We start from the raw sequence: 13,848 nt of genomic DNA on the forward strand, positions 1-13,848 counted from the left end.
AAGAGCACACGTACCGAGAACACGCGTGCCGAGAACAGAACAGGATGGCGGCGGCCGATGGCAGTGACCAGCAGGGCGGGGCATCCCCTGCCGTACGACACCTACCGTGAGGCCGTCGCCCGCGAGACCCTGCGCTTCACCGAGGTGGTCGAGGGCGCCGACCCGGCGCGCGCCGTACCCTCCTGCCCGGGCTGGAACCTGGCCGACCTCAGCCGGCACGTGGGAGCACTCCAGCGCTGGTTCTGCACCCTGCTGACCGGGCTGGTGCAGGAGCCTCCCCGCAGCCGCGACGTCGAGCTGGGTCTGCCGGAGCACCCACGGGACTACCCGGACTGGGTGGCGGCGGGGGTGCCCGTCGTGGCGGCCGTGCTGCGGGACACCGACCCCGACGCACCGATGTGGGTCTGGGGCGAGGACCCCCATGCGCGGTTCTGGGCCCGCCGGATGCTCTTCGAGACGCTGGTGCACCGGGTGGACGCGGAACGTGCGGTCGGCCTGGTCTCGGACATCGACCCCGCGCTCGCGGCGGACGGGGTGGACGAGTTCCTCGTCAACCTGCCGCACGCGGGTCTCTTCGCCCCCGCAGTGACCAAGCTGCGCGGCGCCGGCGAGCTCCTCGCGTTCCGATGCGCGGACGTCGGCGGGGGGGCCGGGGAGGAATGGCTCGTGCGGCTGGAGCCGGACGGTTTCCGCCCGGTGGTCCGCGCCGTGGAGGAGTCCGAGCCGGTCACGGCGGCGGTGCGCGGGCAGGCGGCAAACCTCCTGCTCCTCCTCTACGGGCGGCGGTCGTACCAGGACTCCGCCTTCGAGGTCTCGGGACAGACCGCGGTCCTCGACAACTGGTTCACCCACACGGCCTTCTGACCCGGGCCGCGCTCACTCGTCCGGTGGCGGTGCCGCCGCCTCGGGCAGCAGGCAGACCGCGAGCGCCGCGGTGTCGTCCTTGAAGCCGTTGTGGCTGAAGGCCAGCAGGTCGTCATGGAGCCGGTCGAGCAGTTCCTTCGGCGAAAGCGGACCCCAGGCGCGGAGACGGTCGAGGAGCGGATAGAAGGTGCCGGTCGCGTCCCGTGTCTCCGTGACGCCGTCCGTGTACAGCAGCAGCTGGTCGCGGGGCCCGAACGGGTAGGTGTCGACCTGGTACGGCTCCTCGACCAGCATGCCGAGATTGAGGGGTGGCCCCGACCGCCCACGGTCCAGTTCGCGTACCTCGCCGGCGCGCAGTGAGACCGGCGGCGGATGGCCGCAGTTGACGATCCGGACGACCTGGCCGCCTGCGGGGATCTCGGCGAACACCGCGGTGACGAACCGCTCGACGGTCTCGTTCCCGCCGAGCTGTGCCGCCCTGCGCCTCATGCTGGTGTCCACCCGGTCCGCCAGCGCGGGGAGATCGGGTTCGTCGTACGCCACCTCGCGGAACGCCCCGAGCATGGCGGCGGCGGTCTCGACCGCCAGCAATCCCTTGCCACGGACGTCGCCGATGAGCAGGCGGACCCCGAAACGGGTCGGGACCGCCTCGTACAGGTCACCGCCGATGCGTGCCTCCGCCGCGGCGGAGAGGTAGAGGCTTTCCAGGCGGAGGTTGCCGATCCGGTGCGGTACCGGGCGCAGCAGGACGCGCTGCGCGGTCTCGGCCACGAACCGGACGTCGGCGAGCGTGCGCTCACGCCGGACCCGCTCGGCGGCCGCGATCGTGCCGAGGCTGCCCACCAGGGCCGTACAGATGTAGGACGCGACGTAGTGACGGTCCCACAGATAGCCGACCGACCGGCCCGCACAGCACGGCGTACCGGCCAGCACCCCTTCCAGGGCGACGGCGAACACCGCGGCGGCGGCGACGGTCCCGGGCCCGTGCGCGAAGGCGGCCAGTACGGGCACGGCGATCAGCGCGAAGCTCACCGGCCAGTCGACGGGCGTGAGCGGCTCCAGCAGCAGCACGGCCACGACATACAGGATCGGCAGCCAGCGCAGCCACGCCGGAGGCGCCGGCAGCCGAGGTTGCGTGGCTGCCGGCGCCTCCTGTTCCCGTTCCGTCCGTCCGTGCTTCACCCGTCCAGCCTGATGCGGCGCGCCTCCCATCCCCGTGATTGCTCCACTCAACGGCATGTTCCGGTGGTCAGCTCCGTCCCGCTGCCGACGACGCGCCGCCGAAACCGATCGCGAAGACGTGCAGGCCCCCGGCGGCGACGTCGGACGGCAGACGCACGCTGCTGACCGTCTTTCCCGGACTCAGTGCCACCGGCTTCGTGGCGAACACGTACGTCGTGGTGGTGTCGGACGCGGTGCCCGCGTGATTGCGGTACGGCATGGTCACCGCGACGGTGTTGTCGGGGCGCGGCGAGGCGGCGCCCGCGCTCAGCGTCCAGTCGGACAGGCCGAGGGCGACCGCCTGGGTCGTGCCGTCCGTGTAGGTGACGGTCGCGGTGCCGGAGACGGGTCCGTTGTTGGCGGCGCCCAGGAAGGAGATGCTGCCGGAGCCGGACGCCGGCACCGTCTGCCCGTTCGCCTCGTAGTTGTCCGGCGCGCCGGGCGCCACCGCTGGCCAGGTGAAGGAGACCCCGCCGACGGTGACCTTCGAGCCGGGCGTTACCCCCGCGCCGGCCAGGGCGTGGGCGGAGTAGCTGTAGCCCGCGCCGTCGAAGTTGCCCGAGGCCGCGGCGGTGTCGCCGGACGTGCCGACGTCGGTGTAGCCGGGTGTGCCCGGGTAGGAGCGCGGGGCGGCGGAGGCGGCCGAGGCCCAGGAGGTGTTGGGGGAGGTGCCGAGTACGTAGGTGAGAGTGCCACCGCTGCCGACGGCGCCGTCGGGCGCGTGCGCCGCGTTCCACGCCGTGCCGTTCCAGGTGGCCGACTGGACGTACGGAGCGTCGTCCGCGGCACCCGTGCCGTTGATGGTGAGGGTCCGGCCGGCGGGCAGGGTGATCACGGCCTGCGGGAAGAGCGGGCTGCCCAGCGCAAGATCGGCGGTGCCGGGGGTCTCCGGATACATGCCGAGCGCGGACCACACGTACCAGGAGCTCATCTCGCCCAGGTCGTCGTTGCCCGCGAGACCGGACGGGCTGTCGGTCCAGATCTGGTCCTGGACCTGCCGGACGACCTTCTGCGTCTGGTACGGGCGGCCGATGTAGTCGTACTCCCAGGGGATGTTGAGGCTGGGCTCGTTGCCCAGGTCGGTGTATCCGCCTGCGCCCGTCAGCGAGGACAAGTCGGTGTCCAGGAACGTGGCCAGAGCCGCGTCCCCGCCCATGGCGGTGGCCAGCCCGTGCACGTTGAACGGCACCATCGGCGTGTACTGCCAGGAGTCGCCCTCGACGAAGTTCTTGCCCGAGGTCGGCGAGAACCCGGCGGTCCAGGTGCCCGAGGCGTCGCGCGGCTGGACGAACCCGCTGCCGAAGTCGAACAGGTTCCGCCAGTTCTGCGCCCGGTCCGCGAACCGGTGCTGATCAGCGGTGTCGCCGAGGGCGCCGGCGAGGGCCGAGACCGCGAAGTCCGCCGAGTCGTACTCGAGGGTGGTGGAGGCCGGACCGTAGAAGTTGCAGCAGCCGTACTTGCCGTTGCTGGGCAGCCGGCCCAACTGCTCCAGATAGGCGAGCCCGGGCCGGTTGGCGTTGGGGACGGTCGCCTCCGCGATCATGCCCTTGAGCGCGGTGGCGGTGTCGAAGCCGCGGGCCCCGAAGGCGTAGTAGTCGGCGATGATCTCGTCCGCCGGATCGCCCACCATCACATAGGTCTCCCCGTTGTTCTCCGACCACTTGGGGAACAGACCGGTCTGACGGTAGTCGTCGACCATGGACTGGGCGGTGTCGGACGCGGTCCGCGGAGCGACGAGGGCCTCGAGCTGGGCCTGCGAGCGGTAGACGTCCCAGCCCGAGTAGTTGGCGTACGCGGCGCCGTGGCCCTGGTCGACGGTGTGGGTCTTGCCGTCGAAACCGGGATAGCGGCGGTTGGTGTCACTGATCACGTTCGGGTGCAGCAGCGCGTGGTAGAGCGCCGTGTAGAAGACGGTCTGCTGAGCGGGTGTCCCGCCGGCGATCCGCACCCGGCCGAGGAGCGACTTCCAGGCGTCGTGTGCCGCGCCGCGCACCTTGGCCAGGTCCCACCCGGGGTTCTCCGCCTGGCGGTTGCCCACCGCGTCGGCGGCCGACACATAGGAGATGCCGACCTTGGCCTGAACGGCCCGGTGGGTGGTGGTGTCGAACGTGACATAGCCGTCGGAGCCGCTCACCTGGGGAGCGAAGGTGTGCGGCGTGGGCGGCACGGTGCCGTGCAGTACCGGTCTGTTCGGCGCCTCAGGGGCGCTGGGGGAGGCGTTGCTCTTGGGTGTGGTGGGTGTGGCGGCGGCGAGTGCGGTGCCGCTGTGGTGGAACGGCTGGTCGAAGACCATGTCGTAGTAGACGGTGTAGGAGTTGCCCTCGCCGCAGAAATTGCCGCTGGCGACCTTGCCTCTGACCTCGTGGTCGTTCACCGCTTCGAACTGGGTGGCGGTGTCGCCGTTCTGGCTGGAGGTCAGCTTGAACAGAAGGTTCGCCCGAGTGGTGGACGGGAAGGTGAAGCGGGCCATGCCGCTGCGGGTGGTGGCGGTCAGCTCGGTCCTGACGCCGTTGTCCAGGGTCACCTTGTACGAGCCGGGAGTGGCGGACTCGTGGGTGTGCGAGAAGCTGTCCGTGGCGAGTGTGTCGACCGTGCCGACGGTCGGCAGCACCGGGATGTCGCCGGCGGCCCGGCAGCCCGGTCCCGCGATGTGGGTCAGGCCGAATCCGGTGATGGCGGAGTCGGTGTATTCGTAGCCGCCGCCGTCCGGCCGGTGGGGGCTGGTGTCGGGGCTCCACTGGACCATCCCGAACGGGGTGTCCGCCCCCGGGAAGTCGTCGGCGGCGTGCGTGGTCCCGATGAAGGGATCGACGAGGGCGGCCGGATCGGCGACCGGCGCGAGCGGGGCGGGATCGGCGTGGACGGGGGCGGAGGCGGCACCCACGGCCAGGGCACCTGCGGCCAGCACGGACAGAAGTCGGAACGGCACCATCGTGACCATGTCCCTTCGACAACGTTGTCCCGAAAGCTGGCCTCTTCAGCCTCTGCTGTCAAGGACGCGCGGTACGGAACCAGCCGTTCGCCTGACAGGACGTCACATGCATCGAGAAACCGACAGCTTGGCTCAAGCTCAAAACCCGCCACGAGGCCAAAGCGACAAATCTTGACGGCAACCACCAGCGTGCGTACCTTCCGCAGCGATCGGCTCGGTGCTCCAACTCGACCTCGCCAAGCCGCACTTGCCCCCACAGAGGAGCCCAGCATGCGCGGAAGACCCCGACCACTGGCGTCGCTCCTGGCCGTCATCGGTCTCGTACTGGGAGCGTTGCTGGGCCTGCCCGGACCGTCGCTGGCCGCCGGCTCGCTGCCCTGCGACATCTACGCGGCCGCCGGCACCCCCTGCGTCGCCGCGCACAGCACGGTCCGCGCGCTCTTGTCCTCCTACGACGGCCCGCTGTACCGGGTCACCCGCGCCTCCGACGGAGCCGGCGCCGACATCGGGCTGCTGTCCCCGGGTGGTTACGCCGACGCCACCCGGCAGGACACCTTCTGCGCCGACACCACCTGCGCCATCACGAGGATCTACGACCAGTCCTCCCGGCACAACGACCTCACCCCGGGCCCGGCCGGCACCTCCGGCATGGGCGCGGACCGGGGCGCCGACGCCTCCGAGATCGCCGTCACCGCAGGCGGGCACAAGGCGTACGGCGTGTGGATCTCACCGGGAGTCGGCTACCGGTACACCGGGGCGGCCTCCGGTGTCGCCGTCGACGGGCAGCCGGAGGGCGCCTACATGGTGGCCAGCGGCACCCATGTCGGATCGGCCTGCTGTTTCGACTACGGCAACGCGGAGAGCACCCCGGCCGACACCGGCAACGGCCACATGGACGCGGTCAGCCTCGCGACCACCTGCTACTTCGCGCCCTGCACCGGCTCCGGCCCCTGGGTCGAGGCCGACCTGGAGAACGGCATGTTCCAGGGCGACAACGGCTCCAACACCGCCAACCGGGGCAACGGCGGCACGTTCGTCACCGCCGTACTGAAGAACGACGGGCAGACGCGGTACGCGCTCAAGGGCGGCGACGCACAGTCGGGCGGGCTCGCGACCTGGTGGGACGGCGCCCTGCCCAGCCGCGGCGGCTACCGGCCCATGCAGCAGGAGGGCGGCATCATCCTCGGCACGGGCGGTGACAACAGCAACTGGAACATGGGCACGTTCTTCGAGGGCGTGATGGTCTCCGGCTATCCGAGCGACGCGGCCGAGAACGCCGTCCAGGCGAACATCGTCGCGGTCGGCTACGCGGGTCGGACGAACGTCCCCAACGGCCCCCAGGGCACCGTCGCCGGCCCCGGCGGCAAGTGCGTCGACGTCGCCGCCGACGATACGGGGGGCAACGGCGCGGCCGTCCAGCTGTGGGACTGCCAGTCCTACGCGGAGGACCAGCACTGGACCCACCGTGCCGACGGAAGCCTCGCCACCATCGGCCGCTGCCTGGACATCGACGGCAACGGGACGGCCAACGGTACGAAGGTGGAGTTGTGGGACTGCGATGGTGTGGGTGGGCAGAAGTGGGTGCAGCAGGGCGACGGTTCGCTGCTGAATCCGCAGTCGGGGCGTTGCCTGGACTCGCCCAGTGGTGGCACGGCCAACGGGACGCGGCTGCAGATCTGGGACTGCAACGGCTCGGCGGCCCAGAAGTTCTCGGTCGACGGCGGAGCCCCGATCGCCGGCCCGGGCGGCACGTGCGTCGACGTCGCCGCCGACGACACCGGCACCGACGGCGCGGCCGTCCAGCTGTGGGGCTGCCAGTCCTGGGCGGTCGACCAGCACTGGTACCACGAGGCCGACGGCTCCCTGCGCACGCTCGGCCGCTGCCTGGACATCGACGGCAACGGGACGGCCAACGGTACGAAGGTGGAGTTGTGGGACTGCGATGGTGTGGGTGGGCAGAAGTGGGTGCAGCAGGGCGACGGTTCGCTGCTGAATCCGCAGTCGGGGCGTTGCCTGGACTCGCCCAGTGGTGGCACGGCCAACGGGACGCGGCTGCAGATCTGGGACTGCAACGGCTCGGCGGCCCAGAAGTTCCGGCTGGGCTGACGGCGGGCCGGGCGGGTCCGCCGTGCGGCCCGACGGCACGTCAGACGATGTCCTCCTGCTCCGGGACGACCACCTGGTCGATCAGCCGCTGGATCTGTTCGCCGGGCAGGGCGACCGCCATGGCCCAGTAGTAGACGACGAGGCTGAACGCGGCGGTGACCCCGATGTCCCACCACAGGGGGAACCACGGGTGCTTGAGCGGCCCGAAGTCGCTGAGGTAGACGATGAGCCCCATACCCACCAGGTAGACCGGCAGCCACTGCGCGGCCCGCAGGTCGAGCTGCGGGGTGATGGGGTTCATCTTGAACACCCGGTTGGCGACCAGGATGACGTAGCCGATCAGGATGGCGACGCCGAGCTTCCAGTCTGTGGTCCAACCCGACCAAAGTATCAGCAGGTTGGCGACGATGAAGGCGAGCGGCGACAGCCAGCCGCCGCCGGCCAGCCGGTAGGGGCGGTGGGCGTCGGGCAGGCGGTTGCGGAACACTCCGAACGAGAGCGGGGCGCCCGCGTACATGAGCACGCTGGCGCTGGTGATCAGGCCGACCAGCGAACGCCAGCTGGGGAAGGGCAGGAAGCAGATGCACCCGACCACGAAGGCGGTGATCAGGCCGACCCAGGGAACACCGCGCCGGTTGGTGTTCTCGAACACCGACGGCACATAGCCGTTGCGGCTGAGGCCGTAGGAGACCCGGGAGGAGCCGGTGATGTAGATCAGGCCGGTGCCGGCGGGGGAGATCACGGCGTCGAGATAGAGGACCGCGGCCAGCCAGCCCAGGCTGATGAGCGTGGCGACCTGGGCGAACGGCCCGCTCAGCGCGGTGAACGCGGAGTTGGCCCAGTGACTGCCGATCTGGGAGGCGGGCAGCGCGGCGAGGAAGGCGACCTGCAGCAGGATGTAGATCAGGATGCCGAGGAGGATCGACCCGATCACCGCCCGCGGGATGTCCCGCTTGGGGTTGGCACTCTCGCCGGCGAGCTGGTCGGCCTGTTCGAAACCCAGCAGCGCGAAGATGATGCCGCTGGTGGAGACGGCGGAGAGGATGCCCTTCGCCCCATAGGGGTTGAATCCGTCGGCCGCGGTGAAGTTGCCGGTGTGGAACTGGGCGATGGCGAACACGAAGATCGTCAGCAGGGGGATGCCGACCTTCCACCAGGTCGCGGCGCTGTTGGTGCGGGCCAGCAGCCGGATGCTGAGGAAGTTGACGGCCGTGACGACCGCCATCAGCCCGACCGCCACGGCGATGCCGGTCGGGGTCAGGACGTGCTCGCCGCCCTTGACCTTCTCCCAGCCGTTCGCCCAGGAGTAGTGCTGGCCGTACGTGATCATCGCCAGTACCTCGATGGGCGCCACCGTGGCCGCCTGCAGCCAGGAGAACCAGCCGAACGACGCTCCGGCCGCGCCGCCGAAGGCGTAGTGCGGGAAGCGGGCGGTGCCGCCCGACACCGGGTACATGCCGCCGAGTTCCGCGTGCACCAACGCCAGGATGAGGATGGCGAGGCCACCGATGGCCCAGGAGATGATCGCCGCCGGTCCGGCGGCCGCCAGGGCGCCCTGTGCGCCGAAAAGCCACCCGGACCCGATGATCGATCCCTCGGAAGCCCAGATGAGCCCGACGAAGCCGATCTCACGCCGGAGCCCGGGTTTGTGGGTCTTCGGACCCGGTGCCGCCTGTGACACCGCCATGGTCCACACCCCCTCTATAGGGCGATATGCGGCACTATCGTGCCACGCTGACGCGGGCATGGCACTCAGCGTGCAGGCACCGGTTTCTGACGCGGCTGCGTACGCCCGTCAGCCGGAGGCCAGGCGCGGTCCGGCCGGTGGGGCGCCGGTGACCACGGCGCGGTAGAGGGCACGGGTGGCGGTGCCGAAGTAGGCGCTGTAGGAGACCTGGGGGGTGTTGCCGCCGGTGTGATAGCCGCCGATCACTCCGATGACCGCCCATCCGCCGGGCCAGGGTACGAGCATGGGGCCGCCGCTGGTTCCGCCGACGAAGGCGTCGCAGGCGATGCGTGGGAACACACCCGGGTCGGCCGGGTCGTCACTGTCCCACCGGGTGGTCCGGCTCCAGCACTCCAGGGGCTTCTCGGCCCCCGCCGGGTAGCCGATCATCCGGACGGGTGCGTGGTAGTAGCCCGCACCGGTGAGCAGCCGCAGGCCGCCCACCGCGTCCTCGAGGCGCGTTCCGTCCTGGTTGGGCTCGGTGACGGCGAAGGCGAAGTCGTACTCCGCACCGGCGTGTTCGCCCAGGTCGTAGTACTCCTGCGGGACATGGACGCCGTTCGTCCGCACGGGAAAGATCCCGAACGGCTTGAGGGCGTCGTGGTACTGCGGGACGAAGGCCAGACGGCGCTTGGGCGAGGTGCCCGCGGAGCCCTTCAGGCAGTGGCCGGCGCTCAGCACCACGTCGCGTCCCGGACTGCGCACCACGGAGCCGCTGCAGGTGCGGCCGGTACCGGTCGCGTCCGTCCAGAAGAACGTGCCGGCCTGGGGAATGCCCTCGAAGCTCCAACTGGGCGGGATGTACTCGCCCGGCCGGGGGCCGTCCACCGCGGGGGCCACGGCCGTCGCCGTCGGCCCGGGCTCCGTGCCTTTGACGGTGTCAGCGGGCAGCGCGGCCTCCATGCGGGCCGGTGTCCAGTAGGCGTCCAGTTCGTCGGCGAGCAGGTTCGGGCCGGCCGTGGTGCTGTCGGCGGATGCCGCGGTGGGGAGGCCGGCGCAGAGCAGAAGGGCTGCCGCGCAGACGGCGGCGTGTCGCACGAGCCTGGTCCCGGACTCCATCAGTTCTCCTTGGATCCCCTCAGAGCGGACGCACGTGACGGCCCACCATAAGCCCGCGGCCGCGGCCGGCACAGTGCCCGCGGTCGTAACCGGCGGACGGCAGGGTCCGCCGACCGCCGCAGGAGCAGACGAGCATGACGTCCGATCAGCTCCTCCCGGGGCGCAGCGGGGGTACGGTCGGCACCTCGTCGGCGTACGCGAGGTCGGCGGCGGTCAGCCGGAAGCCCTCGGGATAGTCCTCGCGCCGCGTACGCCGGTCGGGTTCGCTGGTGCGCCACATGTACAGGCACCGCGAGCACTGCAGTACGTCCCACACCCCGGGGACGGGGGAGGTGTGGACGTGTTCGAGTTCCGGGTGCGCACAGCGTGGGCAGACGGGGCGGGTGGATTCGGCCATGGCTGGTCTCCTTGCCTGGACGGGGGAGCGGGGCGGTCAGCGGCGGGCGGCGAGGGTTTGCAGCCGGGTGAGCCAGGCGGCCGTCTCGGGCAGGTCGCGGACGGGGGTGCCGTAGGTGCCGCGGCGGTCGGCGCCGACGGGCGTCGTGGCGTCGATGACGAGCTTGTCCACGATGCCGGGGGTCGGTGCCTGCGGGGCCAGTTCGACGACCGGGAGCCGGGGCACGGTGATCAGGTCTCCGGCGGGGTTCATCTTCGTCGACAACGCCCACATCACCTGCGGCAGGTTGAACGGGTCGACGTCCTCGTCCACCACGATCACCGTGGTCGCGTAACCGAGCCCGTGCGGCGTCGTCAGCACCCGCAGGCCCACCGCCTTGGCGAAGCCCCCGTACCGCTTCCGCGTCGAGACGATGACCACCAGTCCGTGCGTGTAGGAGGCGTTGACCGCCTGCACCTCCGGGAAGTCCGCCTTCAACTGCTTGAACAGCGGCACACTCGTGTTGGCCGCGATGAGGTAGTCGCACTCGGTCCAGGGCATTCCGAGGTAGAGGTGCTCGAAGACCGGGTCGGTGCGGTACGAGATCCGGTCCACGCGGATGACCGGCATGCTGCGCCCACCCGAGTAGTGGCCCGTGAACTCCCCGAACGGCCCCTCGATCTCCCGCGCGCGTCCCTCGACGACCCCCTCGATCACCACCTCGCTGCCCCATGGCACGGGCAGCCCGGTCAGCGGCGCCCGGGCGATCGGGGCGGGCGCTCCGCGCAGGGCGCCGGCGAGTCCGTACTCGTTCTCCTCGTACTTCATCGGGGTCGACGCGGCGATGGTGATCACCGGGTCGTTGCCGAGGGTGATGGCCACGGGCAGGTCTTCGCCCCGCTCCTCGGCCGTCCGCAGATGGAGGGCGATGTCGTGCATCGGCACCGGCTGGATGGCGAGCCTGCGCCGCCCCTTGACCTCGACGCGGTAGACACCGAGGTTCTGCTTGCCGCTGTGCTCGGGGTCGTCGGGGTCCTTGGAGACGACCGCGGCCTTGTCGATGTAGAAGCCGCCGTCGCCGTCGTTGAGCCGGATGAGCGGCAGCACCCTGAACACGTCGGCGTCCTCACCCTCCAGGGTGTTCTGTGCCCACGGCGGGTTCTCGCGCCACTCGGGTTCGACCGGGAACGCCTCCCAGCGCCGGACGAACTCGGCGACCTGCTCCTTGGCGCCGGTCTCCTTCGGCAGGCCGAGCGCGAGCGCGTGGTTGGCCCACGAACCGTGGACGTTCATCGCGATACGCGCGTTCGTGAACCCCCTGACGTTGTCGAAGAACAGGGCCGGGGCCGCGTCGCCGAGGCGGGGAGCGGCATTCGCCGCGGCGGCGATGTCGGGCTCCGGCAGCACCTCGTCCGGGACATGGAGCAGCTGGCCCTCCTTGTCGAGGGCTTCGAGAAAGCCACGCAGGTCGTCGTAGGGCACGGGGAGTCCTTTCACACGGGGGAGGGGCGTTGCGGGGCGGGGGAGGGGCGGCCGGGGGAAGAGCCCCGGGAGCGCACCGGGGGCTCAGCCGGTCGAGCGCAGGGCGCGGGCCGTCCGCATGCCCTCCCACCGCCTGGCCGTGGGCACGGGCAGGTCGAACTGGTCGAGGACGCGCGCGACGACATGGTCGACGATGTCGTCCACCGACCGCGGACGGTTGTAGAACGCCGGCATCGGCGGCACCAACTGCACCCCCTTGCGGGCGAGTTCGAGCATGTTCTCCAGATGGATCTCGCTCAGGGGCGTCTCGCGCGGCACGAGGACCAGCCGGCGCCGTTCCTTGAGCACCACGTCCGCGGCCCGTCCGACCAGCCCGTCGGCGTATCCGGCGCGAATACCGGCGAGGGTCTTCATCGAACACGGCACGACGACCATGCCGTCCGTCCGGAACGACCCCGACGAGATGGCCGCGCCCTGGTCCTCCGGTGCGTAGCTGACATCGGCCAGCGCCGTGACCTCGGAGACCGTCAGACCGGTCTCCAGCTCGATCGTGGCCCGTGCCCAACGACTGAGCACCAGATGCGTCTCCACCTCACCGAGTCCCGCCAGATACTCCAGCAGCCGGACGCCGAACACGGCCCCCGTGGCTCCCGTCATGCCCACGATCAGTCGCACGGGATTCGGCTCCTTCGGTTCGTCCGATGCTGACAGCGGCCAACCGTTTCGGTCACCGCCCTCTCGACGCTAAGGGCGGCTTCCGAGGCCAGCGACGTACGCTGAAGACAGACCATGGACAGAAACGGACAGCCCCACTCCACGGACCGGGCCGAGGTCACCCCCGTCCCCTACCGCGCCGCCGTCGGTGCGCCGCCCGGTGCGGAGGTCCTCGACCTCTCCGCGCTGCCCCGCCGTGCCCACGGCCACGGCATCGATCCCTACGCGGCCAAGCGCCCCGCCTTCCACGAGCTGATCGCCGTGCGCGGCGGCGGACTGTGCTGTTCGCTCGACTTCACCGCGTGCGACATGAGCGCGGGTGACTGGCTGTGGGTGCGGCCCGGACAGGTCCATCGGTACGCATCCGACCTCACCGCCGCCGAAGGCGTCGTCGTGCTGTTCACGCCCGGATTCCTCACGCCCGCCACGGTGGAGGCCGCACGCGTCGACCAGCCCGCCTGGCGGTCGCCCCTGACCCCGACGGACACCGAAGCGGCCGCCCTGGACGCCGTACTCCAGGTGCTCCGGAGCGAGTACCGAAGGCTGGCCGACCTGCCGCTGGAGGTCCAGATCGACGTCGTACGCCATCTGCTGTCGGTGCTCGTGCTGCGGCTGTCCCACGCCCGCGGCGTACGCGAGACAGCCGGGGCCGGCAACGAGGCGTTCCGGCGCTTCCAGCACGCCGTCGAGCGCGGCTTCGCCCGGACCCACCGCGTCGAGGACTATGCCCACGCGCTCGGTTACAGCGTCCGCACCCTGACCCGGGCCACCCGCTCGGCCGTCGGCACCGGGGCCAAGGCCTTCATCGACCACCGGGTCCTGCTGGAGGCGCGGCGGCTGCTGTGGCACACCGACCTGCCGGCCGCGGCCATCGGCGACCGTCTCGGCTTTCCCGACGCCGGCGTGTTCACCCGCTTCTTCCGACGGCGCACCGGAGAGACCCCGGCCGCGTTCCGGGCGCGGGCCCGGGGGACGAGTGAGACGCGACCTGAGGGGTAGACGCCCGTACCAGCCAGAGGATCGGCACGGGGGCACGGGAAGGAGCAGACCATGAAGAAGCGGATACGGAGTGCGGGCGCGGTCGGCGCTGTCACCGCGATGGCCGCGGGTGCACTCCTCGTCGGCAGCACTTCCGCGACGGCGGCCGCTCCCGGAGGCACGGCAGATACCGTCGCCGGTGCCACGGCATCGGAGGTCAGCCACGCCGGCCACCACCGCGGTCCGCGGTGCATGGATCCGTGGGTGGCCGGGCAACTGGCGTGGTTCGACGCGACCGCCCGGCACCGCCTGGCGGTGTTCGACCCGTGGGTCAAGGACCAGTTGGCGCGCTACGCCTCCCCGTCCCGATAGCCCCTGTGACACGACAGC

General features: G+C 71.0%; 11 protein-coding genes. 4 read left to right on the forward strand and 7 right to left on the reverse strand.

Annotation, left to right across the window (positions count from 1 at the left end; all coding sequences use genetic code 11):
- The first annotated feature begins 57 nt into the window (after positions 1-57).
- Positions 58-864 carry a maleylpyruvate isomerase family mycothiol-dependent enzyme gene (locus AB0L59_RS10490; RefSeq protein WP_365581476.1) on the forward strand — a complete coding sequence of 269 codons (807 nt, stop codon included), beginning with the start codon at positions 58-60 and terminating at the stop codon, positions 862-864.
- Positions 865-876: 12 nt separating this feature from the next.
- Here the strand turns inward: AB0L59_RS10490 and AB0L59_RS10495 are convergent, their stop codons facing one another.
- Positions 877-2,046, reverse strand: a complete 1,170-nt coding sequence (locus tag AB0L59_RS10495) for a PP2C family protein-serine/threonine phosphatase (RefSeq protein WP_365581478.1) — start codon at positions 2,044-2,046, stop codon at positions 877-879.
- 67 nt (positions 2,047-2,113) lie between these two features.
- Complete coding sequence (locus AB0L59_RS10500) at positions 2,114-5,017, reverse strand: lectin (protein ID WP_365581479.1); 2,904 nt, start codon at positions 5,015-5,017, stop codon at positions 2,114-2,116.
- A 270-nt stretch (positions 5,018-5,287) separates the two neighbouring features.
- Here AB0L59_RS10500 and AB0L59_RS10505 point away from each other — a divergent pair, with 270 nt between their 5' ends.
- On the forward strand, positions 5,288-7,123 hold the full coding sequence (locus tag AB0L59_RS10505; protein WP_365581480.1) for an arabinofuranosidase catalytic domain-containing protein: 1,836 nt from the start codon (positions 5,288-5,290) through the stop codon (positions 7,121-7,123).
- A 40-nt stretch (positions 7,124-7,163) separates the two neighbouring features.
- Here the strand turns inward: AB0L59_RS10505 and AB0L59_RS10510 are convergent, their stop codons facing one another.
- The 5 genes from AB0L59_RS10510 to AB0L59_RS10530 form a co-directional block, all read right to left on the reverse strand.
- On the reverse strand, positions 7,164-8,810 hold the full coding sequence (locus AB0L59_RS10510) for an APC family permease (protein ID WP_365581482.1): 1,647 nt from the start codon (positions 8,808-8,810) through the stop codon (positions 7,164-7,166).
- Positions 8,811-8,918: 108 nt separating this feature from the next.
- Positions 8,919-9,908 (reverse strand): hypothetical protein, encoded by a 990-nt coding sequence (locus AB0L59_RS10515; RefSeq protein ID WP_365581484.1) that lies wholly within the window; start codon positions 9,906-9,908, stop codon positions 8,919-8,921.
- Positions 9,909-10,053: 145 nt separating this feature from the next.
- Positions 10,054-10,305 carry a non-oxidative hydroxyarylic acid decarboxylases subunit D gene (locus tag AB0L59_RS10520; RefSeq protein ID WP_365581485.1) on the reverse strand — a complete coding sequence of 84 codons (252 nt, stop codon included), beginning with the start codon at positions 10,303-10,305 and terminating at the stop codon, positions 10,054-10,056.
- A gap of 36 nt (positions 10,306-10,341) precedes the next feature.
- Positions 10,342-11,766 (reverse strand): non-oxidative hydroxyarylic acid decarboxylases subunit C, encoded by a 1,425-nt coding sequence (locus AB0L59_RS10525; protein WP_365581486.1) that lies wholly within the window; start codon positions 11,764-11,766, stop codon positions 10,342-10,344.
- Between the two features lie 84 nt (positions 11,767-11,850).
- Positions 11,851-12,441: a non-oxidative hydroxyarylic acid decarboxylases subunit B gene (locus tag AB0L59_RS10530; RefSeq protein ID WP_365581487.1), complete on the reverse strand. Its 591-nt coding sequence runs from the start codon at positions 12,439-12,441 to the stop codon at positions 11,851-11,853.
- 114 nt (positions 12,442-12,555) lie between these two features.
- On the opposite strand from AB0L59_RS10530, the gene AB0L59_RS10535 reads away from it, so the two are divergent.
- Both AB0L59_RS10535 and AB0L59_RS10540 read left to right on the forward strand, forming a co-directional pair.
- The gene (locus AB0L59_RS10535; protein ID WP_365581488.1) at positions 12,556-13,479 is read left to right on the forward strand and encodes a helix-turn-helix transcriptional regulator; all 924 of its coding nucleotides are present in this window, start codon (positions 12,556-12,558) and stop codon (positions 13,477-13,479) included.
- Positions 13,480-13,530: 51 nt separating this feature from the next.
- Positions 13,531-13,830 (forward strand): hypothetical protein, encoded by a 300-nt coding sequence (locus tag AB0L59_RS10540; RefSeq protein WP_365581490.1) that lies wholly within the window; start codon positions 13,531-13,533, stop codon positions 13,828-13,830.
- Positions 13,831-13,848: the final 18 nt, after the last annotated feature.

It is taken from the genome of Streptomyces sp. NPDC052109, assembly GCF_040680195.1.
In the GTDB taxonomy this organism is placed as follows: Bacteria; Actinomycetota; Actinomycetes; order Streptomycetales; family Streptomycetaceae; genus Streptomyces.